Origin of the sequence: Ruegeria marisrubri (genome assembly GCF_001507595.1) — a bacterium.
GTDB classification, from domain to species: domain Bacteria; phylum Pseudomonadota; class Alphaproteobacteria; order Rhodobacterales; family Rhodobacteraceae; genus Ruegeria; species Ruegeria marisrubri.
The window spans coordinates 641,310-667,948 of the sequence record NZ_LQBQ01000012.1 but is presented as its reverse complement, the minus strand read 5'-3'; the positions used below and the strand labels follow the sequence as shown (position 1 = coordinate 667,948).

General features: G+C 65.5%; 28 protein-coding genes and 1 pseudogene. 14 read left to right on the top strand and 15 right to left on the bottom strand.

Annotation, left to right across the window (positions count from 1 at the left end; all coding sequences use genetic code 11):
* Positions 1 to 34: 34 nt before the first annotated feature.
* Positions 35 to 616: a retropepsin-like aspartic protease family protein gene (locus tag AVO45_RS10285; protein WP_068346555.1), complete on the top strand. Its 582-nt coding sequence runs from the start codon at positions 35 to 37 to the stop codon at positions 614 to 616.
* A gap of 4 nt (positions 617 to 620) precedes the next feature.
* Here AVO45_RS10285 and AVO45_RS10280 read toward each other — a convergent pair whose 3' ends face one another.
* Positions 621 to 1,079 carry a DNA polymerase III subunit chi gene (locus tag AVO45_RS10280; protein WP_068346553.1) on the bottom strand — a complete coding sequence of 153 codons (459 nt, stop codon included), beginning with the start codon at positions 1,077 to 1,079 and terminating at the stop codon, positions 621 to 623.
* A 2-nt stretch (positions 1,080 to 1,081) separates the two neighbouring features.
* Complete coding sequence (locus AVO45_RS10275) at positions 1,082 to 2,560, bottom strand: leucyl aminopeptidase (protein ID WP_068346550.1); 1,479 nt, start codon at positions 2,558 to 2,560, stop codon at positions 1,082 to 1,084.
* 229 nt (positions 2,561 to 2,789) lie between these two features.
* Between AVO45_RS10275 and lptG the strand changes: the two genes are divergently transcribed.
* The 5 genes from lptG to rsmA all read left to right on the top strand — a co-directional run bounded on the left by lptG (position 2,790) and on the right by rsmA (position 9,179).
* Entirely contained in the window at positions 2,790 to 3,890 is a 1,101-nt protein-coding gene (gene lptG / locus AVO45_RS10270; protein ID WP_068346548.1) for an LPS export ABC transporter permease LptG, read from the top strand.
* The gene (locus tag AVO45_RS10265; protein ID WP_068346753.1) at positions 3,890 to 6,046 is read left to right on the top strand and encodes an LPS-assembly protein LptD; all 2,157 of its coding nucleotides are present in this window, start codon (positions 3,890 to 3,892) and stop codon (positions 6,044 to 6,046) included. The genes lptG and AVO45_RS10265 overlap by 1 nt, the downstream gene beginning before the upstream one ends.
* Entirely contained in the window at positions 6,037 to 7,290 is a 1,254-nt protein-coding gene (locus tag AVO45_RS10260) for a peptidylprolyl isomerase (RefSeq protein WP_068346546.1), read from the top strand. The genes AVO45_RS10265 and AVO45_RS10260 overlap by 10 nt, the downstream gene beginning before the upstream one ends.
* Complete coding sequence (gene pdxA, locus AVO45_RS10255) at positions 7,287 to 8,252, top strand: 4-hydroxythreonine-4-phosphate dehydrogenase PdxA (RefSeq protein WP_068346543.1); 966 nt, start codon at positions 7,287 to 7,289, stop codon at positions 8,250 to 8,252. Before AVO45_RS10260 ends, pdxA begins: the two co-directional genes overlap by 4 nt.
* An 84-nt stretch (positions 8,253 to 8,336) precedes the next feature.
* A complete protein-coding gene (gene rsmA, locus AVO45_RS10250; protein ID WP_068346542.1) occupies positions 8,337 to 9,179 on the top strand; it encodes a 16S rRNA (adenine(1518)-N(6)/adenine(1519)-N(6))-dimethyltransferase RsmA in 843 nt (280 codons plus the stop codon).
* 96 nt (positions 9,180 to 9,275) lie between these two features.
* Here rsmA and AVO45_RS10245 read toward each other — a convergent pair whose 3' ends face one another.
* The 3 genes from AVO45_RS10245 to prfA all read right to left on the bottom strand — a co-directional run bounded on the left by AVO45_RS10245 (position 9,276) and on the right by prfA (position 11,998).
* Positions 9,276 to 9,863: a DUF4167 domain-containing protein gene (locus tag AVO45_RS10245; protein WP_068346540.1), complete on the bottom strand. Its 588-nt coding sequence runs from the start codon at positions 9,861 to 9,863 to the stop codon at positions 9,276 to 9,278.
* Between the two features lie 237 nt (positions 9,864 to 10,100).
* Complete coding sequence (gene prmC / locus AVO45_RS10240) at positions 10,101 to 10,946, bottom strand: peptide chain release factor N(5)-glutamine methyltransferase (RefSeq protein ID WP_068346538.1); 846 nt, start codon at positions 10,944 to 10,946, stop codon at positions 10,101 to 10,103.
* Positions 10,943 to 11,998 carry a peptide chain release factor 1 gene (gene prfA / locus AVO45_RS10235; RefSeq protein ID WP_068346536.1) on the bottom strand — a complete coding sequence of 352 codons (1,056 nt, stop codon included), beginning with the start codon at positions 11,996 to 11,998 and terminating at the stop codon, positions 10,943 to 10,945. The genes prmC and prfA overlap by 4 nt, the downstream gene beginning before the upstream one ends.
* 62 nt (positions 11,999 to 12,060) lie before the next feature.
* Between prfA and AVO45_RS19395 the strand changes: the two genes are divergently transcribed.
* Entirely contained in the window at positions 12,061 to 12,348 is a 288-nt protein-coding gene (locus tag AVO45_RS19395; RefSeq protein WP_082688741.1) for a hypothetical protein, read from the top strand.
* Here the strand turns inward: AVO45_RS19395 and AVO45_RS10230 are convergent.
* Complete coding sequence (locus AVO45_RS10230; protein ID WP_068346534.1) at positions 12,283 to 12,702, bottom strand: DUF1499 domain-containing protein; 420 nt, start codon at positions 12,700 to 12,702, stop codon at positions 12,283 to 12,285. The genes AVO45_RS19395 and AVO45_RS10230 overlap by 66 nt on opposite strands.
* Positions 12,703 to 12,795: 93 nt before the next feature.
* Positions 12,796 to 13,959: pseudogene (locus AVO45_RS10225) on the bottom strand (M20 aminoacylase family protein).
* Between the two features lie 66 nt (positions 13,960 to 14,025).
* Here AVO45_RS10225 and mazG point away from each other — a divergent pair.
* The 4 genes from mazG to AVO45_RS10205 all read left to right on the top strand — a co-directional run bounded on the left by mazG (position 14,026) and on the right by AVO45_RS10205 (position 16,883).
* Positions 14,026 to 14,883 carry a nucleoside triphosphate pyrophosphohydrolase gene (gene mazG / locus AVO45_RS10220; protein WP_068346532.1) on the top strand — a complete coding sequence of 286 codons (858 nt, stop codon included), beginning with the start codon at positions 14,026 to 14,028 and terminating at the stop codon, positions 14,881 to 14,883.
* Between the two features lie 63 nt (positions 14,884 to 14,946).
* The gene (locus AVO45_RS10215; RefSeq protein ID WP_068346531.1) at positions 14,947 to 15,888 is read left to right on the top strand and encodes a nucleoside hydrolase; all 942 of its coding nucleotides are present in this window, start codon (positions 14,947 to 14,949) and stop codon (positions 15,886 to 15,888) included.
* Positions 15,885 to 16,334 carry a GNAT family N-acetyltransferase gene (locus AVO45_RS10210; RefSeq protein ID WP_068346529.1) on the top strand — a complete coding sequence of 150 codons (450 nt, stop codon included), beginning with the start codon at positions 15,885 to 15,887 and terminating at the stop codon, positions 16,332 to 16,334. The genes AVO45_RS10215 and AVO45_RS10210 overlap by 4 nt, the downstream gene beginning before the upstream one ends.
* Positions 16,335 to 16,607: 273 nt before the next feature.
* Positions 16,608 to 16,883 carry a glycine zipper 2TM domain-containing protein gene (locus AVO45_RS10205; protein WP_068346527.1) on the top strand — a complete coding sequence of 92 codons (276 nt, stop codon included), beginning with the start codon at positions 16,608 to 16,610 and terminating at the stop codon, positions 16,881 to 16,883.
* A 75-nt stretch (positions 16,884 to 16,958) separates the two neighbouring features.
* On the opposite strand, the gene eno is transcribed toward AVO45_RS10205, so the two are convergent.
* Complete coding sequence (eno, locus tag AVO45_RS10200; protein WP_068346525.1) at positions 16,959 to 18,233, bottom strand: phosphopyruvate hydratase; 1,275 nt, start codon at positions 18,231 to 18,233, stop codon at positions 16,959 to 16,961.
* A 184-nt stretch (positions 18,234 to 18,417) separates the two neighbouring features.
* The gene (locus tag AVO45_RS10195; RefSeq protein ID WP_068346523.1) at positions 18,418 to 19,302 is read right to left on the bottom strand and encodes a DMT family transporter; all 885 of its coding nucleotides are present in this window, start codon (positions 19,300 to 19,302) and stop codon (positions 18,418 to 18,420) included.
* A gap of 231 nt (positions 19,303 to 19,533) precedes the next feature.
* On the opposite strand from AVO45_RS10195, the gene AVO45_RS10190 reads away from it, so the two are divergent.
* A complete protein-coding gene (locus AVO45_RS10190) occupies positions 19,534 to 19,917 on the top strand; it encodes a hypothetical protein (protein WP_068346521.1) in 384 nt (127 codons plus the stop codon).
* Here AVO45_RS10190 and AVO45_RS10185 read toward each other — a convergent pair.
* The 3 genes from AVO45_RS10185 to AVO45_RS10175 form a co-directional block, all read right to left on the bottom strand.
* Positions 19,914 to 20,327 carry a Fur family transcriptional regulator gene (locus tag AVO45_RS10185; RefSeq protein WP_068346750.1) on the bottom strand — a complete coding sequence of 138 codons (414 nt, stop codon included), beginning with the start codon at positions 20,325 to 20,327 and terminating at the stop codon, positions 19,914 to 19,916. The two genes, AVO45_RS10190 and AVO45_RS10185, sit on opposite strands and share 4 nt — an antisense overlap.
* 79 nt (positions 20,328 to 20,406) lie before the next feature.
* Positions 20,407 to 21,111, bottom strand: a complete 705-nt coding sequence (locus AVO45_RS10180) for an endonuclease/exonuclease/phosphatase family protein (RefSeq protein ID WP_068346519.1) — start codon at positions 21,109 to 21,111, stop codon at positions 20,407 to 20,409.
* 110 nt (positions 21,112 to 21,221) lie between these two features.
* A complete protein-coding gene (locus AVO45_RS10175) occupies positions 21,222 to 22,640 on the bottom strand; it encodes a protein adenylyltransferase SelO (protein ID WP_068346517.1) in 1,419 nt (472 codons plus the stop codon).
* 87 nt (positions 22,641 to 22,727) lie between these two features.
* On the opposite strand from AVO45_RS10175, the gene AVO45_RS10170 reads away from it, so the two are divergent.
* Positions 22,728 to 23,147: a cupin domain-containing protein gene (locus tag AVO45_RS10170; RefSeq protein ID WP_068346515.1), complete on the top strand. Its 420-nt coding sequence runs from the start codon at positions 22,728 to 22,730 to the stop codon at positions 23,145 to 23,147.
* A 9-nt stretch (positions 23,148 to 23,156) separates the two neighbouring features.
* Here AVO45_RS10170 and AVO45_RS10165 read toward each other — a convergent pair whose 3' ends face one another.
* From AVO45_RS10165 to AVO45_RS10155, 3 genes are all read right to left on the bottom strand, one after another.
* Positions 23,157 to 23,618, bottom strand: coding sequence for a hypothetical protein (locus AVO45_RS10165; protein WP_068346513.1), 462 nt, complete (start codon positions 23,616 to 23,618; stop codon positions 23,157 to 23,159).
* Between the two features lie 8 nt (positions 23,619 to 23,626).
* A complete protein-coding gene (locus AVO45_RS10160) occupies positions 23,627 to 23,926 on the bottom strand; it encodes a hypothetical protein (protein ID WP_068346511.1) in 300 nt (99 codons plus the stop codon).
* A 121-nt stretch (positions 23,927 to 24,047) separates the two neighbouring features.
* Positions 24,048 to 25,169 (bottom strand): anhydro-N-acetylmuramic acid kinase, encoded by a 1,122-nt coding sequence (locus AVO45_RS10155; protein WP_068346510.1) that lies wholly within the window; start codon positions 25,167 to 25,169, stop codon positions 24,048 to 24,050.
* 119 nt (positions 25,170 to 25,288) lie between these two features.
* Here AVO45_RS10155 and tyrS point away from each other — a divergent pair, with 119 nt between their 5' ends.
* Positions 25,289 to 26,542: a tyrosine--tRNA ligase gene (gene tyrS, locus AVO45_RS10150; protein WP_068346508.1), complete on the top strand. Its 1,254-nt coding sequence runs from the start codon at positions 25,289 to 25,291 to the stop codon at positions 26,540 to 26,542.
* Positions 26,543 to 26,639 lie beyond the last annotated feature (97 nt).

Here is a 26,639-nt window from a genome sequence, read left to right as displayed (position 1 = left end):
TATTCAATCCGGAACAAAGGCTTGGGGAAAACGGATGAACGCAGACGACATCGCCCGGATGACCTATCTGGTCCTGCTCGGCGCCGCCATATTGATGTGGTTCATCACGCACAACCGACAGAACCTGAACAAGACCCTGCAACAGGCGCTGGTCTGGGTCTTCATCTTCGTCGGGGTCATCGCCGTCGTCGGCCTGTGGGAGGACATCCGCAGCACCGTCAGCCCGACCGCGCGCATGGTGGTCACGCAGGACTCGGTCCAGGTGCCGCGCAGCGCCGACGGGCATTACTACCTGCAACTGTTGGTCGATGGCACGCCCGTCACCTTCATGGTCGATACCGGTGCCAGCCAGGTTGTTCTCTCCGACCGCGACGCCGAGCGGCTGGGCATCGACACCGACAGCCTCAACTATTTCGGCCGCGCCCAGACGGCCAATGGCGTGGTCAGAACCGCGCCGGTCAAGCTGGGCACCGTACAGCTTGGCGAATTCACCGACAGCGGCCTCACGGCCTGGGTGAATGACGGCGACATGGAGCAGTCGCTGCTCGGGATGGACTACCTGCAAAGGTTCTCAAGCGTCAGCTTTGCCGACGGAACCCTGATCCTTTCGCGCTGAGGCGTCAGGCCTCGGCCTTCTTCTCCCAACGGCCGCTTTCCTCGGACCAGTATTGCGCGGAACATCCCGCCGATGTCAGCGCCCGCCACTGTTCCCGCGCCCGCTGCACCGCCGCCGGGTCGGTGCCGTCGAACAGGATGCAGACCCGCTCCAGCCCGTCCACCTCGGCCGGATCGACCTCGGCCCCGTCGATGGCCATGACGCAGGCGGGCGAGTTTGCGGCCTCCGCCTCGGTCGTCAGCAGGATCGGTTGCAGCGCGTCATGCGGCCCACCCGCGCGACCATGCGGCAGGAACCTGTCCTCAGGCCCCAGCCACAGTTTTTCGTCCAGCCAGTCCAGCCGCCCCGGATCGGTGCCGCGCACCGCGATCCGCCACCCGGCCTGCCGCGCCTTTTCCAGAAGAACCGGCAAGGTCTCCTCCAGCGGTCGGCGCGTCAGGTGGTAGAAATAGGCAGCGCCCATGGTCACTGCTCGAAATTGTCCTGCACCAGACGGTTCAGCGCCCGCACGCCCCAGCCGGTCGCCCCCTTGGGCGCCAGATCGGTCTCTTTCGACACCGAGGCCACGCCCGCGATGTCCAGATGGATCCAAGGCGTCTCGTCCTTGACGAAGCGTTGCAGGAACTGCGCCGCGGTGATCGAGCCCGCAGGCCGTCCGCCCACGTTCTTCATGTCGGCGATGCGCGATTTCAACATCTCGTCATAGGCCTTGCCCAGCGGCATCCGCCAGGCGCCCTCGTCCTCGGCCCGGGCGGCCTTCAGGAAGGCGTCGCAGAACGTGTCGTTGTTCGAGAACACGCCGGCATTCTCGTGCCCCAGACCGATGATGATGGCCCCGGTCAGGGTCGCCAGATCGATCAGGCCCACCGGCTTGAACCGCTCCTGCGCGTACCACATCACGTCGCACAGCACCAAACGGCCCTCGGCATCGGTGTTGATGATCTCGACCGTGTCGCCCTTCATCGACTTGACCACGTCGCCCGGGCGCGAGGCACGCCCCGAAGGCATGTTCTCGACCAGCCCGACCAGACCCACGACATTGGCCTTGGCCTTGCGCAGAGCCAGCGCGCGCATGGTCCCGGCGACCACACCGGCGCCGCCCATGTCCATGGTCATGTCCTCCATGCCCGCCGCCGGTTTCAGCGAGATGCCGCCCGTGTCGAACACCACGCCCTTGCCGACCAGCGCCAGCGGCGCATCTTCCGCGTCGCCGCCCTTCCACTGCATCACCACGACCTTCGAGGGGCTGTCCGAGCCCTGCCCCACGCTCAGCAGCGTGCGCATGCCCAGCTCGGCCAGCTGGTCTTCGTCCAGCACTTCGACCTCGAGTCCCAGCGCCTCCATTTCCTTCAGGCGGTTGGCGAACTCGGTGGTGGTCAGCACGTTGGCCGGCTCGTTCACCAGGTCGCGAGTCATGAACACACCCTCGGCGGCGGCAGCCATCGGGGCAAAGGCCTCGGCCGCGGCATCTGCCTTGGTGTGGCAGATCACGACCTCACCCTTTTCCTTGGGGTTCTCAGGATCCTCGCTCTTGTGCGCGTCAAAGCTGTAGGATCTGAGTTCGATCCCCATGGCCAGATCCTCGATCCGGTTCTGGTTGCCCGCCATCACCAGCAGGTTCTTTCCTCCGGCCGCCTTGGCCAGCGCCGCACCGGCCTTGCGGGCCGTTGCGGAATCCGCCCGGCGCGGCAGCACCACCACGTCCAGCGCCTCGGCGGCCATGCCGACCGGGTATGCCAGCGTCAGAACCTGCCCCGGCTTGGCCTTTTCGAACCGCTTGCTCTCGATCAGCCGCCCCACCGCGCCCTTGGTCAGGCGGTTCGCCCGACGCGCCGCCGGGTCCATCTTTCCCTCGGGCGGAATGATGATCGCCACGCGGCCCTCGGCGGTGGCGATTTGATCGAGGTCGGTGGGCTGGAAACGGATCGGGATCAGACTGCTCATTGCTCGCTCCTCAAAACTTGTCGGACAAGAGGTATCCTGCCGGGGCCGGCATTACCAGATAGCAGTTTTCCCCGGCGCCCAATTCGATTAATGTCCCCGGAAAACGACGAACGAGTTTCGAGGGGACCGCAGTGAAACGACACGGCAGGCATATGCGTTTGCGCATGACGTGCTGTTTCAATGCCCTGCACCCGATTCTCGACGGCGGTGCAGGCGCGGAGGCGTTCCCGTGATCCTCGACCGCTATTTCGCCCGCAGGTTCCTGCAAAGCTTTCTCGTCATCGGCGGCGTGTTCCTGACGCTGATCCTGCTCATCGACCTGATCGAACAGGTGCGCCGCTTCGAGGATTACGACCTGAGTTTCGGGCGGCTGATGCACCTGACGCTTCTGAACGCGCCCGCGGCGGTCAGTGAAATCCTGCCGCTGCTGATGATCCTGTCCACCATCGCACTTTTCATCGGCCTCGCCCGCAGTTCCGAGCTGGTGGTGACGCGGGCGATCGGCCGATCGGGCATCCGCTCTCTCGCCGCGCCGGTTATGGTCGCTCTGGTGATCGGCGTGCTGGCCGTCGCCATGCTCAACCCGATCGTTGCCGCGACGTCGGAACAATACGACCGGCTTGCCGACAGCTACCGCAACAACGGCAACTCTGCCCTGTCGATCACCAAAGAGGGCCTCTGGCTGCGCCAGGGCAACAATTCGGGGCAGTCCGTCATCCACGCGGCCGGAACCGGCCGGGGGCCGGGATTCGCCCTGCTGGACGTGACGATTCTGACCTACGACAGCGCCGGAACCCCGGTTCAACGCATCGCCGCGGACAGCGCCCGTCTGGGCGACGGGGTCTGGATTCTGAAAAACGCCAAGTCATGGCCGCTGGACACCGGTCTCAACCCCGAGGCCAATGCCTCGGTCCACGCAACGCTGGAAATCCCCACGACGCTTACGCAGAAGCGGATTCTCGACACGCTGGGGCGGCAGAACACGGTCTCGGTCTATGACCTGCCGCAGTTGATCCTCGACCTGCAACAGGCCGGGTTTTCCACCAAGCACTACGAAGTCTGGCTGAACGTGCAACTGGCACGCCCCCTCTTTCTGGTGTCGATGGTGCTGATCGGCGCGGTGTTCACCATGCGCCACGTCCGGTTCGGCGGCACCGGCATCGCGGTCCTGTCCGCGGTGCTGCTGGGTTTCGGCATCTATTTCATCAGGAACTTCGCGCAGATCCTCGGTGAAAACGGGCAGTTGCCCGTCTACCTGGCGGCCTGGGCGCCTCCAGTGGCGGCCATCCTGCTTTCCATTGGCCTGTTGCTGCACGCAGAGGACGGATGATGCGGCGTACCCTGACAGCAATCATATCCTGCATGGCGGTCCTGGCCTTGCCCCATTCGGCACAGGCCCAGTCGCCGCGGCCCGATGCCGCCGAGGCGGAACAGCAGGACCAGCCCGCCCTGCTGGTGGCGGACCGGGTGTTTCTCACGGGGGACAAGACGCTCGTCGCCGAAGGCAATGTCGTTGTGTTTCAGGGAGACGCGCGCCTTGAGGCCCGCAAGATCACCTATGACCGCACCAGTGGACGGTTGTCGATCGAAGGCCCGATCCGGCTGGATCAGGGCGGTGCCTCTACCATCCTCGCCGATGCGGCCGAGTTGGACGACAGCCTGCACAACGGGCTTCTGACCGGGGCGCGGATGGTGTTCGACCAGCAGGTGCAGATCGCCGGCACCCAGATGCGCCGCGTGAGCGGGCGCTACACCCGGCTTTACAAAGCCACCGCAACCTCTTGCCATGTCTGCGAAAACGGCAAGCCACCCCTGTGGCAGATCCGGGCGCAGAAGGTCACGCATGACCAGTTGGAACGTCAGATCTATTTCGAGAACGCGCAGTTCCGCATTCTGGATGTGCCGGTGTTCTACTTCCCGGTCATCCGCCTGCCCGACCCGACGCTGGACCGCGCCACGGGGTTCCTCGTGCCGTCCCTCCGCACCACCTCGCAACTCGGGACCGGCCTCCAGGTGCCGTATTTCTTCAAGCTGGGCGATCACAAGGACCTGACCCTCACCCCCTACTTTTCGCCAAAGACAAGGACGCTGGGCTATCGCTATCGGCAGGCCTTCCGCAACGGCCGCATCACCATCGAAGGCGCGCAGACCCGGGATGATCTGCAACCCGGAGAAGATCGCGGCTATCTGTTCGCCAGCGGCTGGTTCAACCTGAAGAACGATTTCCGTTTCACATTCGATCTCAAGACGACCTCGGACGACGCCTACCTGGTGGATTACGGCCTGCCGGATCTCGACCGTCTGCGCAGCGAGATCGCCCTGACGCGGATCAAGCGGGATGCCGCCTTCAAGACCAGCTTCATCCATTACCGGTCTCTGCGGGACAGCGAAAACGACGAAGAGATCCCCTCTCGCGTCTTTGACCTGAATTACGAAAAGCGGTTTTTTCCCAACTTGTTGGGCGGCGAAGTTCGCCTAGGCTTCGTCAGCCATGCGCATGAACGCACGAGCGACGAGGACATCGTGGGCCGGGACGTGGCGCGCGCCACTTTCGATGCCGAATGGCTGCGCAGCTGGACCTTCGCCACCGGGCTGCGGGCGGAATGGCAGATGGGCGCTTCGGCGGATACCTTCGACACTTCCGACGACAGCACCTTCCCCGACCGGGTCACGCGCGCGACACCGCGCGCCGCCTTTACCCTGCGCTATCCGATGCTCCGGCGCGAAGGCTCCGGCGCCACCCAGTATATCGAGCCCATCGCCCAGATCGGATGGACGCATGTCTCCGACACCGACGTGCTCAACGACGAAAGCAACTATCAGGAATTCGATCAGGGCAACCTTCTGTCGTTGTCGCGTTTTCCCGCCGAGGACCGCCGCGAGGACGGCACGACGGCGGTCGTGGGCCTGAACTGGTCGCGTTTCGCGCCGAACGGTTTGCAGGCCTTTGCAACCATCGGTCAGGTCTTTCGCGATACCGCCGACCCGGATTTCAACCTGACGTCGGGGTTGCAGGGCACCTCTTCGGATCTGCTGCTTGCCGGCCAGATCAAGACCAATGACGGCATCGCCCTGACTGCACGCGGCATCCTCAACGGCGATCTGGACTTCTCCAAGGCGGAATTGCGGGGGTCGTGGCGGACCGACCGCGGAAGCATAGCCGGTTCGTATGTGTGGCTCGCAGAAGACCCGACCGTGGACCGCACCGACGCGTTTTCCGAGATCTGGTTCGGCGGGCGCTACGCCATCAACCGGAACTGGACCACCACGGCCAGCGCCCGATACGACCTGGAAGCCTCCAGCGCGATCAACGCGGGCGTCGGCCTGACGTACCGGAACGAATGCGTGACGGTTAACATGTCGGTCAGACGACGCTATACAACGACATCAAGTATTGAGCCCTCGACCGATTTCGGCTTTACCGTTGCCCTGACCGGATATGCCATTGAAGGCGCAGCTAAGAAATACAGGCGAACATGCAGCTGAGACCCGTTTTTTCGACATCCCGCCTTTCCCGATGGGCAAAAGCTGCGGCGCCGGTTGTTCTGGCAGCGATCGCGGCCTTCACCGCCGTCCCGGCACCGGCCCAAAGCCCGTTTTCACCGGCCATCAGGGTCAACCAGGACATCGTGACCTGGTACGAGCTGGACCAGCGCATGCAGTTCCTGCAACTGCTCCGAATTCCGGGCAGTACCGACGAGGAGGTGCGCCAGTCGCTCATCGACGACAGTCTGCGCATGCAGGCCCTGCGGGATGCCGGTTTCGAGATCGCTCCGGAAGACGTCCAGCAGGGCATAGATGACTTCGCCGCACGCGGCCGGTTCTCGACCGATGAATTCCTGCAGATCCTTGGCGATGCCGGCATCGCACCGGAAACCGTCCGGGATTTCATCCGCGTCCAGATCGGCTGGCGCGACTACATCAGCGCGCGCTTCATCTCTCGCGCGCGCCCCACGGATGAAGAAATCGACCGCGCCATGGGCCAGGCGGGCGGCAGTGGCCTGCAGGTGCTGCTGTCCGAGATCATCATCCCCGTCACCCCGCAGACGCTGGAACAGGCCGAGGCGCTGGCCGAGGAACTCTCGCTGATCGAAGGTTTCGACGCGTTCTCCGAAGCGGCCGAGCAATACTCGGCGGCCGACACGCGGACGAACGGCGGCCGGCTGGACTGGCTTCCGCTCAACAATCTGCCGCCCGCGCTGCAACCGGTGATCCTGTCCCTCAACAAGGGCGAGGTGTCCGCGCCGCTCACCCTGCCCAACGCCATCGCGATCTTCCAGATGCGCGGGGTGCGAGAGGTTGCCGCCGGCGCCCCGAGATACAGCCAGATCGACTATGCCGCCTATTACATGGCCGGTGGGCGCAGCCCGGAAACCCTGAAATCCGCCGCCGAACTGGCCGCCCGCGTGGACACCTGCGACGACCTCTACGGCGTGGCCAAGGGCCAGCCTCCGCAGGTTCTCGACCGCGTCTCCGCCAAGCCGGGCGAGATCCCGCGCGATATCGCGCTGGAACTGTCCAAGCTCGATCCGGGCGAGATCTCGACCGCCCTGACCCGCAACAACGGCCAGACCCTGATGTTCCTCATGCTCTGCGGACGCACCCGGGACCTAGGCGAGGACACCTCGCGGCAGGATGTCGCCAATGCCCTGACGAATCAGCGGCTTCAAGCCTTTGCCGAAAGCCTGCTGGAACAGCTGCGCGCAGACGCGGTCATCATCGAGCAATGAGCGCCCCCATTGCCCTGAGCTGCGGTGAACCGGCTGGTATCGGCCCGGAAATAGCGGCCAAGGCGTGGGACCATCTGCGCGGCGACTGCCCGTTCTTCTGGATCGGCGACCCTGCCCACCTGCCACCGGACACCCCGGTCGCCCTGATCGACACGCCTTCGCAGGCCACCGTCGCCTGCGACCGCACCCTCCCGGTCCTGCCGATTTCCTTCGCGACCAAGGCGCAACCGGGCCAGCCCGCCCCCGAAAACGCGCCCTTCGTCATCCAGGCCATCGAACGGGCGGTGGAACTGGTGCAGACCGGTGCCGCCTCGGCACTCTGCACCGCGCCGATCCACAAAAAGGCGCTGATCGACGGCGCGGGCTTTGCCTATCCCGGCCATACCGAGTTCCTCGCGGCCCTGGCAGGGCGCGAGCGCGTGGTGATGATGCTGGCCAGCGACCAGCTGCGCGTGGTCCCCGCCACCATCCACATCGCCCTGTCCGAGGTGCCAACCGCCCTCACCCCCAGCCTGCTACGCGACACCATCCAGATCACCGCGGCGGGCCTGCGCGACCAGTTCGGGATCGCCCACCCCCGCATCGCGGTGGCCGGCCTCAATCCCCATGCCGGCGAAGGCGGTGCCATGGGAACCGAGGAATCCGACTGGATCGCGCCGCTGCTGGAGGCGATGCAGACCGACAGCTACACCCTGACCGGACCACACCCCGCCGACACCATGTTCCACGCCGCGGCCCGCGCCCGCTACGATGCCGCCATCGCCATGTATCACGACCAGGCGCTGATCCCGATCAAGACGCTGGATTTCGACCGGGGCGTGAACGTGACGCTGGGCCTGCCCTTCATCCGCACCTCGCCCGACCACGGCACCGCCTTCGACATCGCGGGAAAAGGCATCGCCAACCCCTCCAGCCTGATCGAGGCCCTGAAACTCGCGCAACGCATGGCACAAAGCACTTGATCCTTCATCTGGCCTCAAATATCCCCGCCGGAGGCAAAAAATCTCTGGCGCACCGCCCGCATCCCGCGCCACGGTAACCGGATCATGAGCGCAATCGACACCCTCCCCCCGCTGCGCGAGGTCATCGCCAGGCACCAGCTCTCGGCCCGCAAGTCGCTGGGCCAGAACTTCCTGCTCGATCTCAACCTGACCGCCAAGATCGCCCGGCAGGCCGGAGACCTGACGCAATGCGACGTGCTGGAAATCGGCCCCGGCCCGGGCGGCCTGACGCGCGGCCTGCTGGCCGAGGGCGCGCGCAAGGTGGTGGCCATCGAAAAGGACACCCGCTGCATCGCCGCGCTCCAGGAAATCGCCGCCGCCTATCCCGGCCGGCTCGACATCATCAATGGCGACGCACTCGAAATCGATCCGCTCGAACATCTGACACCGCCGATCCGCATCGCGGCCAACCTGCCCTACAATGTCGGGACCGAACTGCTGGTGCGCTGGCTCACCCCGCCCGAATGGCCGCCCTTCTGGCAAAGCCTGACCCTGATGTTCCAGCGCGAGGTGGCCGAGCGCATCGTGGCCCGGCCCGGCAGCAAGGCCTATGGCCGGCTGGCGATCCTGGCGCAATGGCGGGCCGAGGCGCGCATCGCCATGTCCCTGCCGCCGGGCGCCTTCACCCCGTCGCCCAAGGTTTCCAGCGCGGTCGTGCATCTGACCGCCCTGCCCGAACCGCGCTATCCCGCCGATGCGGCAACGCTGTCAAAGGTGGTCGCGGCCGCCTTCAACCAGCGCCGCAAGATGCTGCGCGCCTCGCTCAAGGGGATGGCCCCGGATATCGAGGACCGCCTCATCGCGGCCGGCATCAAGCCCACGGACCGGGCCGAACAGGTCTCGCTCGAAGCCTTCTGCGCACTGGCGCGCGAACTGAAAAAGGCCTGACGCCGAACGAACGTCGACTCCGACCTGCGAATTGCTGGCTTTCAAACAAAAACCCCGGCACGAAACCGGGGTTTATCAAAGCATGGAATTTTTCCGTTATTCCGCCGCTTCCGGCGCATCGCCACCGGCATCCTTGCCACCCTCTGCGGCAGGTGCCTGCTTGGGCTTGCGGGTGCGCGGGCGACGGGGCTGCTTGGGCTTTGCCTCCGGGCTTTGCGCGCCCTCGGGTTGCGCACCCTTGCTTTCCGGCGTTTCCACCAGGCCACCTGCATCCGCACCGAAATCCAGAATGTCGGGCTGCGGCGCCTCGGCCGGGTCCGCCTGGCGTGCCGCTGCTTCTCGCTCCTGCCGTTCCTGCCGCTCGGCGCGTTCGCGGTCGCGCTCGGCCTGACGCTCGCGGTTCTGGCGCTCCTGTTCCTCGCGGCGCGCCTCGATTTCGCGCTGCGCTTCGCTCAGCAACCGCAGATAATGCTCGGCATGCTGCTGGAAATTCTCGGCTGCCACGCGATCGTTGCTCAGCTGCGCGTCGCGGGCCAGCTGGTTGTACTTGTCAATGATCTGCTGCGGAGTGCCACGCACCTTGCCTTCGGGGCCCGAACTGTCGAACACCCGGTTGACGACGTTGCCGCCTGTAGGACGGTTGCGGTTGCTCTTGGCCCGCGAGCGGGATTTGGAAGATCTCATCTTGTTTGTCTTCAGCCTTGTATTTCACTGCCGATCAACCCGCACTTCACGCCGTTTGGGGCTGTTTTTATGACGCGCGGACGACTTTTTGGGCTTGGCGTCGGAGGTGCGCTATCACGGCGTCAACCTCATCGACTACTCTGAATAAGCACGTCCTGACCGTGCAGACAAGAGGGCTCACTGTAATTTCGCAGCTTTTTTACATCCAACGGCGCTTTTCTGCCGCAGTTTGCGCAATCATCCGGGCATTCGGGCCATGACGACACGGTCGCGCCCGTCCAGATCCTGCACCACCCGGATATCCGACAAGCCCGCCGCGTCGAACAGTTGGGCCACCTGACGCGCCTGCGTCGGACCGATCTCGACGATGACCCGCCCCCGCGGCATCAGGAAATCCGGCACACCTGCCGCGATCCGGCGATAGGCGCCCAACCCGTCTCCTTCATCCGTCAGGGCAAGGCGCGGCTCGTGTTCGCGCACCTCCGCCGACAGATCCTCCATTTCATCCAGCGCGATGTAGGGCGGGTTGGATACGATCAGGTCGAACTGCCCCTCCACGGCTTCAAACCAGTCCGAGCGGATGATGTCGGCCCGGTCCTGAACCCGATGCGTGACCGCGTTCGCGCTGGCCTGCAGGCAGGCGGCCTCGCTCAGATCGACGCCAAGTCCGGTCGCGCTCGGCCGTTCGGCCAGCAGCGTGACCAGGATGCAGCCCGATCCGACCCCGAGGTCCAGCACCCGGTCGAAAGGTTCCGACAGCGCCGCCTCGATCAGGGTTTCCGTCTCGGGGCGCGGGTCCAGCACGTCGCGGCTGACCCGAAAGCGGCGGCCGTAGAACTCGCGCTCGCCCAGCAGATGCGACACCGGCACGCGAATGGCGCGCAGCGACACCAGCTGTTCGTAGCGTTCGGCGATTTCCGCCGGCAACTCGTCCGGCGCGATCAGCGTCACCCGGCTGGCCTCGATCCGGGCGGCATGGGCCAGCAGCAGCCGGGCATCGCGGGCCGGGTCGGCCACACCGGCCGCCCGCAGCCGCGCGGTTGCCGCGACCATCGCCTGCGCTGCTGTCTGAGTGCCGCTCATTGCACCATCTCCGCCAGCCGCCGCGCCTGGTCATCCGCCGTCAGCGCGTCGATCACCTCGTCCAGATCACCCTGCATCACCTGGTCCAGCTTGTAGAGCGTCAGATTGATCCGGTGATCCGTCATCCGCCCCTGCGGGAAATTGTAGGTGCGGATGCGCTCGGACCGGTCGCCCGACCCCACCTGGCTGGCCCGGTCGGCCGAGCGTTCGCTGTCGATGCGCTGGCGCTCCATGTCATAGAGGCGGGTCTTGAGCACCTGCATCGCGATCTCGCGGTTGCGGTGCTGGGATTTCTCGGAACTCGTCACCACGATCCCGGTGGGCAGGTGGGTGATCCGCACCGCCGAGTCGGTGGTGTTCACATGCTGCCCGCCCGCGCCCGAACTGCGCATCGTGTCGATGCGAAGGTCATTCGGGTCGATCTGGATATCGACATCCTCGGCCTCGGGCAGAACGGCAACCGTCGCCGCCGAGGTGTGAATCCGCCCGCCGCTCTCGGTCTCGGGCACCCGCTGAACCCGATGCACGCCGGATTCGTATTTCAGCCGGGCAAAGACGTTGTCGCCCTTGATATGGGCCACCACTTCCTTGATGCCGCCCAGCTCGGTCTGTTGTTCCTCGATGATCTCGAACTGCCAGCCGCGCGCCTCGGCGTAACGCTGATACATGCGCAGCAGGTCGCCCGCGAACAGCGCCGCCTCGTCGCCGCCGGTGCCGGGCCGGATTTCCAGGATCGCCGGGCGCGCGTCGGCCTCGTCCCTGGGCAGCAGCGCCAGTTGCAGCGCGTGCTCGGCCTCGGGGATGCGCGCCTTGAGCTGCGGGATCTCCTCTTCGGCCAGTTCCTTCATGTCCGGGTCGGACAGCATCTCTTCGGCCTCGGCCAGATCGGCGACCAGCTGCCGCCACGTATTGATCTGATCGACCACCGGCTTGAGGTCGGAATATTCCTTGGCCAGCGTGGCGATGTCCTCGCCCGCGGCGCCATCGGCCATGGCGGCCTCGAGATACTGAAATCTCTGCGTGATCTGTTCTAGGCGTTCTTCCGGGATCATTGCGGCGGTGTCTATTATCCGAGGGCATTGGTCAAGGGCCAAGGCCATGCTAAGTTCGGCGCATGAGACGGCTTTTCCTGATCCTCGCCCTCGGCGCCGCCCCGGTTTCGGCCGATGTGGTCGGCCCCGACGGCAAGGTGCGCGACTGCTACTGCACCGACAGCAACGGGGCCCGTGTCGAACTGGGCGAAACCATCTGCCTGCAGGTGGACGGGCGCATGTTCATGGCGCAATGCCAGATGTCGCTGAACGTGCCGATGTGGCGCGAAGTGTCCGAGGGCTGCCTATCCTCCCGCCTGCAATCGGTTCAGCCACCCCTCCAGCCGCTTTCGGTTGACCCCAAGATCTGACCGGCCAAAGCGCGACCGCGCCACGATGCGCAGCGTGTCACCATCCTGCGCCGCCGTGGTGTAGTCGGGAAAACCCATCATCCGTGTCCGGGTGACATAGGTCGCCATGCCCTCTGCGACCGACCCGGCCAGAACCTGCGTCCGCGGCGCGGCGCGGGCGATGGCGTCGAACCGCGCCAGCCCGTCGGGGCCGGTTTCGACCACCCGCAGGGCGCCGCGTTTGAAATCCTTGTTGGCATCCCCCACGGGCGCCACATGCCAGCGCGCCACCTGCGACGGGGCCAGCCTGACATAGGCCATGCCAAGCAGCACCAGAACGACCAGAAGCCAGAGAATACCCATCTTCCACCCCATGCAGATTTCCCTGAAACCCTAACCCCGCCTCGGCACCGGGCAAGAGCGCGCCACCGCCCCTGCCGCCACGTCACAAGAGCGACGACCGCGCCGTCACTCCACCGGCAGCGCCTTTTCGACGATCCGCGCGAAAAACGAGGCGCCGACCGGCGCGATCTCGTCGTTGAAGTCATATTTCGGATGATGCAGCCCCGCGCCGTCGCCCTGACCCAGAAACAGATAGGCCCCCGGCCGCGCCTGCAGCATGTAGGAAAAATCCTCGGCCCCCATCTCGCGGCCCGCATCGGCGATCACCCGCCCGTCGCCGGCCACTTCGCGCGCGACCTCGGCGGCAAAGGCGGCCTTGTCGGGGTGGTTCACCGTCGCAGGATACCCGACCTGGTAGTCCAGCCGCGCCTCGACGCCATAGGAAACGGCCTGCCCCTCGACGATCTGCTGCATCCGCCCCATCACCATCTTCTGCACCTTCGGATCGAATGTGCGCACGGTGCCGTTGATATAGGCCGTGTCCGGGATGACGTTGTTGACGGTGCCGGTGTGGATCTGCGTCACCGAAACCACCAGATCGTCCAGCGCATAGTTGTTTCGGCTCACGATGGTCTGGATCGCCTGCGCGATGCCGCAGGCCGCCATCACCGGGTCGCGGGTCTCGTGCGGCATGGCCCCATGCCCGCCGCAGCCCTGAATGTGGATCTCGAACGTATCCACCGCCGCCATGAGCGGCCCGGGCGTGGTAAAGAACGCCCCCTCGTCGTTGCCCGGCGCGTTGTGCAGCGCATAGACCTCGGCGATGTCGAACCGGTCCATGACGCCCTCCTCGACCATCACGTTGGCGCCGCCGCCCTCTTCCTCGGCGGGCTGGAACAGCAATGCGACCCGGCCCTTGAAGTTCCGCGTCTCGGCCAGGTACCGCGCCGCCCCCAGCAGCATCGTCGTGTGCCCGTCATGGCCGCAGGCATGCATCTTGCCGGGGTTCTTCGAAGCGTATTCCGCCCCCGTTTCCTCGGCGATCGGCAGCGCGTCCATATCGGCACGCAGGCCGATGGTCGGCCCCTCTCCGCGCCCGTTGATGATGGCCACGACCCCGGTTTTCGCGATCCCGTTGTGGATCTCGTCCACGCCGAACTCGCGCAGCCGCTCGGTCACGAAGGCCGAGGTTTAGTGGCAATCGAATTCCAGTTCCGGGATCGTATGCAGGTGCCGGCGCCATTCGGCCATGTCGGCGGCATAGTCGGCAATTCGGTTCACGACGGGCATCGGGGGTGGACTCCTGATCCAAGCTGCGGGATGGATGCATCTGACACCGGAACAAGGGGCTTCGCAATGGCTGAAAATCCACTGATCCACGATACCGACGCCGGAATCGAGCGGCTGCTGGAGATCATGCGCCGCCTGCGCGACCCGGACACCGGCTGCCCGTGGGATATCGAACAGGACTTCGCCACCATCGCCCCCTACACGATCGAAGAGGCCTACGAGGTCGCCGACGCCATCGAACGACAGGCCTGGGACGAGCTCAAGGGCGAGCTGGGCGACCTGCTGTTCCAGTCGGTCTTTCACGCGCAGATGGCCGAAGAGGCCGGGCATTTCACCTTTCAGGACGTGGTGCGCACCATGGCCGACAAGATGGTGGCCCGCCACCCGCATGTCTTTGGCGACGAATCCCGCGACAAGTCCGCCGAACAGCAGACCCGCGACTGGGAGGCGATCAAGGCCGCCGAGCGCGCCGGCAAGGAACAGAAAGGCGCGCTGGATGGCGTGGCCGCCAACCTGCCCGCCCTGCTGCGCGCCTACAAGCTGCAGAAACGCGCCGCCCGCGTGGGGTTCGACTGGCCCCATGCGGGCCATGTGCTGGACAAGATCGCCGAAGAGGCCGCCGAACTGGCCGAGGCGCGCGAAAGCATGGACGCGGACGCGCTCGAAGACGAATTCGGCGACCTGCTCTTCGTGATCGTCAATCTCGGCCGCCATCTGGGCGTCGAGCCCGAGGCCGCCCTGCGCCGCACCAACGCCAAGTTCACCCGGCGCTTCAACAAGATCGAGGAACGCCTCGCCGAACGTGGCAAGACGCCCGAGCAAAGCACGCTCGAGGAGATGGACGCCCTGTGGGACGAGGTGAAGGCCGAGGAGCACCGCGCGAACGGCAAACTCCCGCCGCTCAAGGCCGCAAGCGACGCCTGAAACGGCTGGACAAGCCGGGCCGCGCTTGCCAGTGTCCGCCCTCACCATCCCCCCGGAGGCCCCATGACCGCCCGCAAGATCATCATCGACACCGACCCCGGACAGGACGACGCCGTCGCCATCCTGCTGGCGCTGGCCAGCCCCGAAGAGATCGAGGTGCTGGGCATCACCGCCGTCGCGGGCAACGTGCCCCTGCCCCTGACCGCGCGAAACGCCCGCATCGTCTGTGAACTGGCCGGCCGCACCGACGTGCCGGTCTATGCGGGCTGCGACGCGCCTTTGAAACGCAAGCTGGTCACCGCCGAGCACGTGCATGGCAAGACCGGCCTCGACGGCCCCGACCTGCCCGACCCCAAGATGGAACTGGCCCAGGGCCACGCGGTCGACTTCCTCATCCACACCCTGCGCCGCCACCCGCCGGGCACCGTCACCCTCTGCCCGCTGGGGCCGCTCACCAACATCGCCACCGCCTTTCAAAAGGCCCCCGACATCGTGGACCGCGTGCAGCAGATCGTCCTGATGGGCGGCGCCTATTTCGAGGTGGGAAACATCACTCCGGCCGCCGAATTCAACATCTACGTCGATCCCGAAGCCGCTGACATCGTGTTCAAATCCGGCGCGGACATCGTGGTCATGCCGCTCGACGTCACCCACAAGGCACTGGTCACCAAACAGCGCAACGACGCCTTCCGCGCGCTCGGCACCAGGGTCGGCGTCGCGGTGGCCGAGATGACCGATTTCTTCGAACGCTTCGACAAGGAAAAATACGGCAGCCTCGGCGCCCCCCTGCACGATCCCTGCGTGACCGCCTACCTGATCCGGCCCGAGCTGTTCTCGGGCCGCCATGTGAACGTGGAAATCGAAACCCGGTCCGAACTCACCCTCGGCATGACCGTCGCCGACTGGTGGGGCGTGACCGACCGCGAGCCCAACGCTCTGTTCATCGGCGACGTGGACGCCGACGGGTTCTTTGCCCTGCTCACCGAGCGGCTGGCCCGGCTATGAGCGCCGCCCTGCGCCTTGCCCGCCCCGAGGATCTCGACCGCCTGATGGGTCTGGTCGCCGGCTTTCACGCCGAGGCCGGGATCGAACAGGACCCCGACCAGCGCCGCGCCGCCCTTGCGCCGCTGCTCGAAGGCATCCCGCATGGCTGCGTCTACCTGATCGGCCCCAGCCGCGCGCCTCTGGGCTATGTCATCATCACCTTCGGCTGGTCGGTCGAGTTCGGCGGCATGGACGGCTTCGTCGATGAAATCTACATCCGCCCGGCCGTGCGCGGGCGCGGAATCGCCACCGAACTTTTGCAGGCCCTGCCCAAGGCGCTGGCCGCAGGCGGCCTCAAGGCTCTGCACCTCGAGGTGGATCGCGCCAACGAAACCGCGCAGCGGCTGTATCTGCGTGCCGGTTTCAAACCCCGCGACCGCTACATGCTGATGAGCAAGGCCCTGTAGCCCAACCCTACACCTGCGGCAGGTCCATCTCGAAGAACGGCAAAGCCCTTCAGGCACCTCTCAACAGGGATGGCGCATTTCGAACGCCAGCGCCGCAGCATTTCCAGGTGTTCGTGGTGAGATGTTCGCAAGCACAGATTTCTCCCGTGAACCTGACCGCCCCCCATAACCAACCGAAAATGGAAACGACTAGCCTGTGCTCCTATACTCGGTTTCAGGGAATCACACCCGACGTGCGATCGAATTCAGCACACAAACACAAGGAGATCAGGCATGTCCTTGAAGGCAATTGGTTTAACTTTTCCCATTATCGCTTTGGTTCTGGCCGGCTGCGAAGACCTGACGGAAAATCAGGCGACCGTCGTCGGTGTGACAGCTGGCGCGGCATCCGGGCTGATCCTTGCCGACGCCCTCAAGGCGGATGACGATTGGAAACTGATCGCGGCACTTGCCGGCGCGGCAGCCGGCACGATGGTGGCGCAGAATGCCCGCACGGGCCAATGCGCCTATGCCCGCGGCGACGGAACCTACGTCACCCGTCCCTGCTGACGCACGAACAGACCGCCAAGGAAAAGGCCCGCGCGTAGCGCGGGCCAATCATCTGTTCGCCTGACAGGCGCGATCTCAGCGCAGGATCGAACGGCCTGCATATTCGGCCACTTCGCCCAGAGATTCCTCGATGCGGATCAGCTGGTTGTATTTCGCCAGCCGGTCCGACCGCGCCAGCGAGCCGGTCTTGATCTGACCGCAATTGGTCGCCACGGCCAGATCGGCGATGGTGGCGTCCTCGGTCTCGCCCGAGCGGTGGCTCATCACGTTGGTATAGCGGGCGCGGTGGGCCATATCCACGGCGCGCAGGGTCTCGGTCAGCGAACCGATCTGGTTCACCTTGACCAGCATCGAGTTGGCGCAACCCTTCTCGATGCCTTCGGCCAGACGCGCGGGGTTGGTCACGAACAGGTCGTCACCCACCAGCTGCACCTTGCCGCCCAGTTCGTCGGTCAGCGCCTTCCAGCCGTCCCAGTCATCCTCGGACATGCCGTCCTCGATCGAGATGATCGGATAGTCCTTCACCAGCGCCGCCAGATAGGCCACGTTCTCGTCGCTGCTCAGGGTCTTGCCCTCGCCCGACAGGACGTATTTGCCGTCCTTGTAATACTCGGTCGCGGCGCAATCCAGCGCCAGGTAGATGTCGTCGCCCGGCTTGTAGCCGGCCTTTTCGATCGACTTCAGCACGAAATCCAGCGCCTCGCGGGTCGAGGCGATGTTGGGCGCGAACCCGCCCTCGTCACCGACGCCGGTGGCCAGACCCGCCGCCGACAGTTCCTTTTTCAGCGTGTGGAACACCTCGGCCCCCATGCGCACCGCGTCACGGATGTTGGACGCCGAGACCGGCATGATCATGAATTCCTGGATGTCGATCGGGTTGTCGGCGTGCTCGCCGCCATTGATGATATTCATCATCGGCACCGGCAGCACGCGGGCCGAGGTGCCGCCCACATAGCGATAGAGCGGCTGGGTGGTGAAATCCGCCGCTGCCTTGGCCACGGCCAGCGAAACGCCCAGAATCGCGTTGGCGCCCAGGCGGCCCTTGTTGGGGGTGCCGTCCAGCTCGATCATCGTGGTGTCGATCGCCACCTGCTCGGTCGCGTCAAAGCCCACCAGTTCCTCGGCGATCTCGCCGTTCACGGCGGCCACGGCCTCGAGCACGCCCTTGCCCAGGTAACGCGACGTGTCGCCGTCACGCTTTTCCACGGCCTCGTAGGCGCCGGTCGATGCGCCCGAGGGCACGGCGGCGCGGCCCATGGTGCCGTCTTCGAGGATCACGTCGACCTCGACCGTGGGGTTGCCGCGGCTGTCCAGAATTTCGCGCGCGTGAATGTCGATGATGGTGCTCATGAACTGGGTCCCTGACGATGCGTTGAATTGCCCGCGTCATAGCAGCACCGGGCCAAATGTAAACCGGCACCGTTATCGCTAACGCGCCAATTTTCGCGGGTTTAGGGCTAACAATTCACTGTTTGCGCCAACAACGCGCCACCAAACCCGCGCCTGAGGCAGCCAACCGCAGCGCCGCGTCGGATCAGGCCGCTGCCGCGACCATCTCGCGCACCAGACGCCGCTCGCGCAGAAAGGTATACAGCCCCGACCCGATGATCAGAGACGCCCCCATCAGGGTCAGCGCGTCGGGCCGTTCGCCGAAAACCAGCATCCCGGCCAGAATCGAGAACAGCAGCCTTGTGTAGCGGAACGGCGTCACCGCCGAGGCCTCGCCGATCCGCATCGCGGTGACGATGCCGTAATAGCCCAGCACCCCGAACAGCACCGCCCCGGCATAGGGCACAAGCTGCCCCTCCTGCAGCGGCGCAACCCGGTCGGGCGTCAGCGCCAGCATGGCCGCACCGGCCAAGATCAGCGCGAAATAGGCCTGCGAGGAGACAACCGCCGACGACACGCGGGCGTCGATGCGCCGGGTGATCAGGTCACGCGCCGCCACCGAGATCACGGTCGCCACCACGAACAGCGATTCCGGGCGGAACCCCTCCAGCCCTGGCCGGATGATCATCAGCACGCCCAGGAACCCGACGAAGATCGCGCTCCAGCGGCGCCAGCCCACCTGCTCGCCGAGAAACAGCGCCGCCCCCATGGTCACGGCCAGCGGCATGGCCTGGAACACCGCGGCGACGGTGGACAGCTCAACCAGCGACAGGGCGGTGATGAAAGTCAGCGCACTGGCCGCCTCGGCCCCGGCCCGGAGCAGCGGCAAGGGCTTCCATGCTTCGGCGATGAAGATCCGCTTGCGGGTGACCACGGCCATGACCAGGAAGGCAGCCGAGCAGAACACCCCCAGCACCATCATGATCTGGCCCGTCGGCACGGTGGCCGAAAGCTGCTTGATGAACATGTCCTCAAGCGTGAAGGCGGCCATCGCGGCGACCACCAGCAGGATGCCGTTTACGTTGTTCATGCGCGTTTCCAATCGTCGAAAACCGGCCGCGGGCCGGGCAACAGGGCTACCAAAACCGCATGAACCATGGCGCGGCAAGAAAATTTGCACATCGCGTCCATGAATTGACGTGGGTCGCCCCATCGCGTTTCGTGATACCGGCGCCGCATCGCCCGGCGAACAGGCCTCACGACAAGGTGACCGATCCGACTCCCGCACCCGGACGTATCCCCTCCGTCAAAGGAGGAGTTCATGAAACACATTGCCATCACCGCCCTGCTGCTGTCTCCGACGACCCTGTCGGCGGCCTATTCGGAATTGTTCGAGATCCACCCGCTGGAAGGTGACCGGTTCGAGGTGATCGCCACCCAAGGCCCCGCCGCCGGGGACTATTGGTGCGGCGCCGCCCGGCACGCCATCGCAGAGCTTCGCAAACCGGCGACCCAACGCATCTATGTCGTGCGCGGACGCGGCGACAGCCAGGCACGGCCGGATCGCCGCGCCGTCCAGTTCGCCTTCACGCCCCCGGCCGGAGGCCCCGTTCAAAGCCAGTCGATCTCGGTGGACATTGTCGGCAACCAGATGAGCGCGGCGCAGGCCCAGGCCTTCTGCATGGACCGGACGATCAAGGACTAGCGCTTGCGGATCGGAACGCCGTAGAGTTCCAGCTTGTGGCCGCGCAGCTCGTAGCCCAGCTTGGCCGCGATCTTTTCCTGCAGCGCCTCGATCTCGGGGTCGATGAACTCGATCACCTCGCCCGAGTTCAGGTCGATCAGGTGGTCGTGGTGTTCGCGCTCGGCATCCTCGTATCGGGCGCGCCCGTCACCGAATTCCAGACGCTCCAGAATCCCCGCCTCTTCGAACAGCTTCACCGTGCGATAGACGGTGGCGATCGAAATGCCGGGGTCCAGCGCCGAGGCGCGGGCATAGAGTTCCTCGACATCCGGGTGATCATCGCTCTGCTGCAGCACCCGGGCGATGACCCGGCGCTGTTCCGTCATGCGCAGCCCCTTGGCCTCGCATCGCGCGATGATCGTGTCCGCCATTCTGACCCCCATCTGTCATTGGAGTCCTGTCATAATACGTCGTCCCGGCGACTGCCACAGGGTTTTGCATTGCAAACCGTCAGGATGCAGGCCGCAGATCCGCCCAGATCGGCAGGTGGTCCGAGGCGATATGCGCGGGCCGTTCCGCGTGAACCCCGTGCGCCTGCGCCTCCAGCCCATAGCCCAGCGCGATCCGGTCCAGCGCGCCCAGCGGCTGCGCCGCGGGAAAGCTGGGCAGCGGCGGCAGGAACCGCATGTCGGGGGCCAGGTGTTCCAGGATCGGCTGGCGCGACCATTCGTTGAAGTCACCGGCCCAGACGGTCGGCATCTTGTCGAGGGAATGGCTGTCCTGCCGCATGTGCAGCACCTGCATGTGCCGCCACCTGGCCATCAGGCCAAGATGCATCCCGACGACGCGCAGAGGGCCGATCGAGGTTTCGAACTCCACCCGCACCGCGCCGCGCGGCTCCAGCCCCGGCAGATCGTGATGACCCGTGTCGCGGACCGAGATGTGATCGCCGCGCCAGATCACGGCGTTGCCATGCCATCCCAGGCTGCCCGCCCCGCCCAGGTCAGCCACCTGCCAGCCATGTTCCTCGAGCATGAACTGCGGCAGCGCCGCCGGCCGCGGCGGCAGGCGCTTGTCGGCCTCCTGCAGCACGACGATATCCGCCCCGGTCCGCTCCAACACCTGCAGAATGCGCTGAGGCTGACGCCGCAGGTCCAAGCCCACGCATTTCTGAATGTTGTAGCTGGCCAATCGCAGGGTGGAGTTTTGCTTCATGGTATCAGGGCTCGGAAAATCTGCTCCAAGTTTGCCATTGCTGGCGTCGGGCGCAAGCCCGCGGCCTGTTTCAGGAAAGCATTCTGGGCGGTTTCATGCCATGACACGCATCAAGTGCCGCAGAAAGTGGCATGGACGACCTCGTGCTGCTCGGGCGGGCGGGCCAGATCGGCGTTTTCGGGCTGATCGTCGAACGGGCGCGCCAGAGCTGCGTTCAGCCGCTGAAACGGTCCATAGTCGCCCTGCACCGCCGCCTCGATCATCTGTTCGACACGATGGTTGCGCGGGATGAAGGCCGGGTTGGCCTGCCGCATCACCGCCATCGGGTCTTCTTCGCGCGCGCATCTCGCCTGCCAGCCCTCGGCCCATGTGTCATAGGCGGCGGGGTCGGTGAACTGGTCCCGCGCCTTGCCGCCGCCCAGCGCCCGGAAGGTATTGGTGAAATCCGCCTGATTGTGCGCCATCCGGGTCAGCAGGTCGGAAATCAGCTGCAGATCGCCCTCTTCGGCACGCGCAAGGCCGATCTTGGCGCGGAACAGCCGCAGCCAATGCTCCTGCATCAGCTCGGGCATGGCATGCACGATGGCGGTGGCCTCTTCCACGGCGGCCTCCTTGTCGTCCACCTGCTGGATCAGCGCCGTGGCCAGCTGCGCCAAGTTCCAGACGGCGATTTCCGGCTGGTTGGCATAGGCATAGCGCCCGCCGCGGTCGATCGAGCTGAAGACCGTGTTCGGGTGATAGACGTCCATGAAGGCGCAGGGGCCATAGTCGATGGTCTCGCCCGAGATCGCGCAATTGTCGGTGTTCATCACCCCGTGGATGAAGCCTACGCTCATCCATTGCGGGATCAGCCGCGCCTGCGCGTCACGCACCGCCCGCAACAGCCCCATCGGCCCCTCGGCCTGCGGATAGTGGCGGTCGATCGCATACTCGGTCAGGCGTTTCAGGCTGGCCACATCGCCGCGCGCGGCAAAGACCTGAAAGGTGCCCACGCGCAGATGGCTCTGCGCCACCCGCGTCAGCACCGCGCCGGGCAGCGGCGCCTCTCGCATCACCACCTCGCCCGTCTCGACCGCCGCCAAGGCGCGGGTCGTCGGAATGCCCAGCGCGTGCATGGCTTCGGAGACCACGTATTCCCGCAGCACCGGCCCCAGCCAGGCCCGCCCATCCCCGGCCCGCGAATAGGGCGTGCGCCCCGAGCCTTTCAGCTGAATGTCGCGCCGGATACCGTCCGAGCCCACGACCTCTCCCAGCAGGATCGCGCGCCCGTCGCCCAGCTGCGGGTTGTAATGGCCGAACTGGTGCCCCGAATACAGCTGCGCCAAAGGCTCGGCCCCCGGCGGCACGGCATTGCCCGCAAAGGCCTGGGCCATCTCCTCCACGTCCCCCGGCGCGATCCGCAGAACCCGCGCCAGATCCTCGTTGAAGGCCACCAGCCGCGGGGCGCGCACGGGCTCGGGCGCCTGTTTCGAATAGAAGGCCGCCGGCAGGCGGGCATAGGAGTTGTCGAACGGAATACTCAGGGTCATGCACGAAACATATGCCCTTCGCGCGCGAAAACCATAGCCCCCCGCGCCGCCCCGTGCATAATCCCGGAAAACCCACGAAGGACACCCATGAGCCCGCAGGACATCATCGCCTACCTGAACCTCGAACCCCACCCCGAGGGCGGCTGGTATCGCCAGACATGGGTCGCCGAAAACGAAGGCCGCCCCACAGGCACCTGCATCTATTTCCTGTTGCAGGCAGGCGAGGTCAGCCACTGGCACCGCGTCGATGCCACCGAGATCTGGCTCTACCACGCGGGCGCCCCCCTGATCCTGTCGATCAGCGAGACCGATGCGGGGCCGGCCACCGATTACCTGCTGACCCCCGACCTGTCGCAAGGCGCCCCGCAACTGATCGTGCCCGAAAACCACTGGCAGTCGGCCCGCAGCACCGGAGATTACACTCTGGTCAGTTGCACGGTCTCTCCCGGCTTCCGCTTCGAGGGGTTCGACCTTGCCCCGCCCGGCTTTGACATCAGGCGCGCATGAAACCCTTGGTCAGTCGTCCTTGCGGGTCTTCAGGAGAGCGCTGAGAATTGGAACAAGCAGCGTCGCCAGAGACCCCAGCGGATTGGACCCGATGGATTTCACGGCATTGACGACTTCCCGTGCCTCGGTCGCCATGTCGTCCAGCTCCGCTTCGATATCGGCAATCGCCATGTCGCGAACCTCGATCGCGGGGGCAAGCTCTTCTTCCACGTTGCTGCCCCGGGCGATCAGGACCAACAGTCCCCCCAGCACCAGATTGGCCGCCGACAGAACGGCCGCCGACGATGCCGCCGACATCCAGGCCTGAAGCGCCAGGAACAAAGAGAGGTTCAGCAGCACGAGACCAGCCATGGCGGCTATGCCCGCCACCACCATCAAAACGGTCTGCCGCTGGACGACGGCCAGACGGCGGCGCGCGATCAGCCGTTCGGTTCGGTAAATCGTTACCAGGTTTCTGCTAATTGGGTTCATCTGTCTTCCTATCCTTGCACCCGGCCGACGACATAGCCGAGTGAAAATGCGATCAGCAGCGCGGTAATCGGATAGTCCTTTTGCAGCCTGCTGAACTCTTCGACCGCCTGTTTGCCAACGTCCTTCGCCTTTGACAGGTCGATGCCGTGCTCTTCCAGGAGCTTGCGAATGTCGTCCTCTGTCTTGGGGGCCGCCGAGGCCTGGGTCTCTGCCCCTTTGGCCGTTCTTTCCCTGGACCGTTCTTCCAGCTCGGCGTTGCGCTTTCGCAGCTCTTCCAGTTCTGCTTCAAGTTCGGCTTTGGTCGCCATCGATACGCACCTCAATTCACGGTATAAATGATGTGTTCCGGCCTAACCCTTGCATAGAATTGCAGTTTTTTGAACCATGGCTTCGTTCTGCCCGTCATGGCCGCAGCCGATCCAACCGACATCAGCCGGCACGTTCCACGGGCGCCCGGCTGACGATCCCGCCCCCCACCAGCGCCCGCACCCCGGTCGTGCCGGGGCACGAGGTCGGCAGTCCCCGCGCCACCCGCACCGCCAGATAGGCAAAGGCCTGCGCCTCCAGCATGTCCCCGTCGAGGCCGACGCTTTCGACCGGCGCGACCGGGCAGTCGAGCGAGACGCGCAGCATCTCCATCAGCACCGGGTTGTGCCGCCCGCCCCCCGTGACCAGCACCCGCGAGGGCGGCTTGGGGCAATGCTCCATCCCCTTTGCCACCGCGGCGGCGCTCATGGCGGTCAGGGTGGCCACGGCGTCGGAATCGCCCAACTCGCGCACAAGCCCCACCATCTCGGCAAAATCGTTCCGGTCCAGCGACTTGGGCGGCATTTTCGCAAAGAAGGGCTCGGCCAGGAACAGCTCCAGCGCGCCGGTCTCGACGACTCCCGCCCGCGCCACCGCCCCGTCCCGGTCCATCCTCTGCCCCAGCCGCGCCTGCATCAGGTCGTCGATGGGCGCGTTCGCGGGCCCGGTATCAAAGGCCAGCAGCGCACCGGGATCCTCGGGCCGGTCGAAAGACGGGTCCACATAGGTCAGGTTCCCCACACCGCCGAGATTGAGGAACGCGACAGGCTCCGTCGCCCCGATCCACTTGGCGCAGGCAAAGTGAAAGAACGGCGCCAGCGGCGCGCCCTCGCCGCCCATCGCCACGTCGTCCGAGCGGAAATCCCACACCACCGGCACTCCCAGCGCCTTGGCCAGAGCGGCCCCGTCCCCCACCTGCAACGTGCCCCTTCCCTTGGGCTCATGCGCAAGGGTCTGGCCATGGAAACCGACCAGTTCCACATCCTCGAACTTCGACAAAGCCTCGACATGGGCCAGGGTCACCAGCGCCGCCGCGGCCTCGACCTCGTCGCCATGCCACTTGCCCAGCGCGGCCCGCAGGACCGCGCGCTCGTCCTCGGAATAGGCGCGATAGGCCGTCTCGCCGAAACCGAACAGGCGCTCGCCGTCCGTCTCGACCACCGCCGCGTCCACGCCATCCAGAGAGGTGCCCGACATCGCCCCCAGCGCCCGCACGGGCCCTGCCCCGCCAATGGCCTTGTTCATGGCCTTATCCTTCCGTTTCCTGCCGCCTCAAATCGCCGCGAATTTCACCCCGAAAACCGGTTTTCACTTTTCGGAATGCTCTCTATAAGTTGCCCCGCAATTCAAACCCGAGGCAAGACATGACCTACCATCCCAAATCGGATTTCATCGCGGTGATGATGGAGCGCGGCTTTCTGGCCGACTGCACCGATTATCAGGGCCTTGACGAGGCGCTGATGCAGGGTGTCCGCCCGGGCTATATCGGCTTTGACGCCACCGCCAAGTCGCTGCATGTCGGATCGCTGATCCAGATCATGATGCTGCGCTGGCTGCAAAAGACCGGGCACAAGCCGATCACCCTGATGGGCGGCGGCACCACCAAGGTGGGCGACCCGTCCTTCCGCGCCGACGAGCGCCCGCTGCTGACGCCCGAGCAGATCGACGACAACATCGCCGGCATCCGCAAGGTGTTCGCGGCCTATCTCGACTATGACAGCGGCGCCGAGAACGCGGCGCTGATGCTGAACAATGCCGAGTGGCTGGACGATCTGAACTACCTCGATTTCCTGCGCGACATCGGGCGGCATTTCTCGGTCAACCGGATGCTGTCCTTTGAATCGGTGAAATCGCGGCTCGACCGCGAACAGTCGCTGTCGTTCCTCGAATTCAACTACATGATCCTGCAGGCCTATGACTTCCTCGAACTGAACCGCCGCTACGGCTGCATCCTGCAGATGGGCGGCAGTGACCAGTGGGGCAACATCGTCAACGGCATCGACCTGACCCGCCGAGTGATCGACCACGAGGTCTATGGCCTGACCTCGCCGCTGCTGACCACCAGCGACGGCAAGAAGATGGGCAAGTCGCAGACCGGCGCGGTCTGGCTGAACGCCGAGATGCTCAGCCCCTACGAGTTCTGGCAGTTCTGGCGCAACACCACCGACGCCGATGTGGGCCGGTTCCTGAAACTCTACACCGAGCTGCCGCTGGACGAATGCGAGCGCCTCGGCGCGCTGGCGGGGTCCGAGATCAACGAAGCCAAGATCGTTCTGGCCAACGAGGTCACTGCCCTGCTGCACGGGCCCGAGGCCGCCGCCGCAGCCGAGGCCACCGCGCGCGAGGTGTTCGAAAAGGGCGGCGTGGGCGACGACCTGCCGACCCTCACGCTCAGCCCCGACGAGCTGGGCGACGGCATCTCTGTCGTGCAGCTCATCGTCCGCTCGGGCCTTGCCAAGTCGGGCAAGGAGGCCAAGCGCCTGATCGCCGAGCACGGCGCCAGGCTGGACGACCAGCCGCTGACCGATGCCGGCCTGATGATCGACGCGGGCGCGCTCTCGTCCCCGATCAAGCTGAGCGCCGGCAAGAAGCGCCACGCGCTGGTGCAGCTGGGATAGCCGCCCGGCAGATCACGAAAACCTATACGGCCGCCCACCGGGCGGCCGTTTCACGTTTTTCCTATGCGGCCCGGCCGCGATGAGGTAGCTTCGGTTC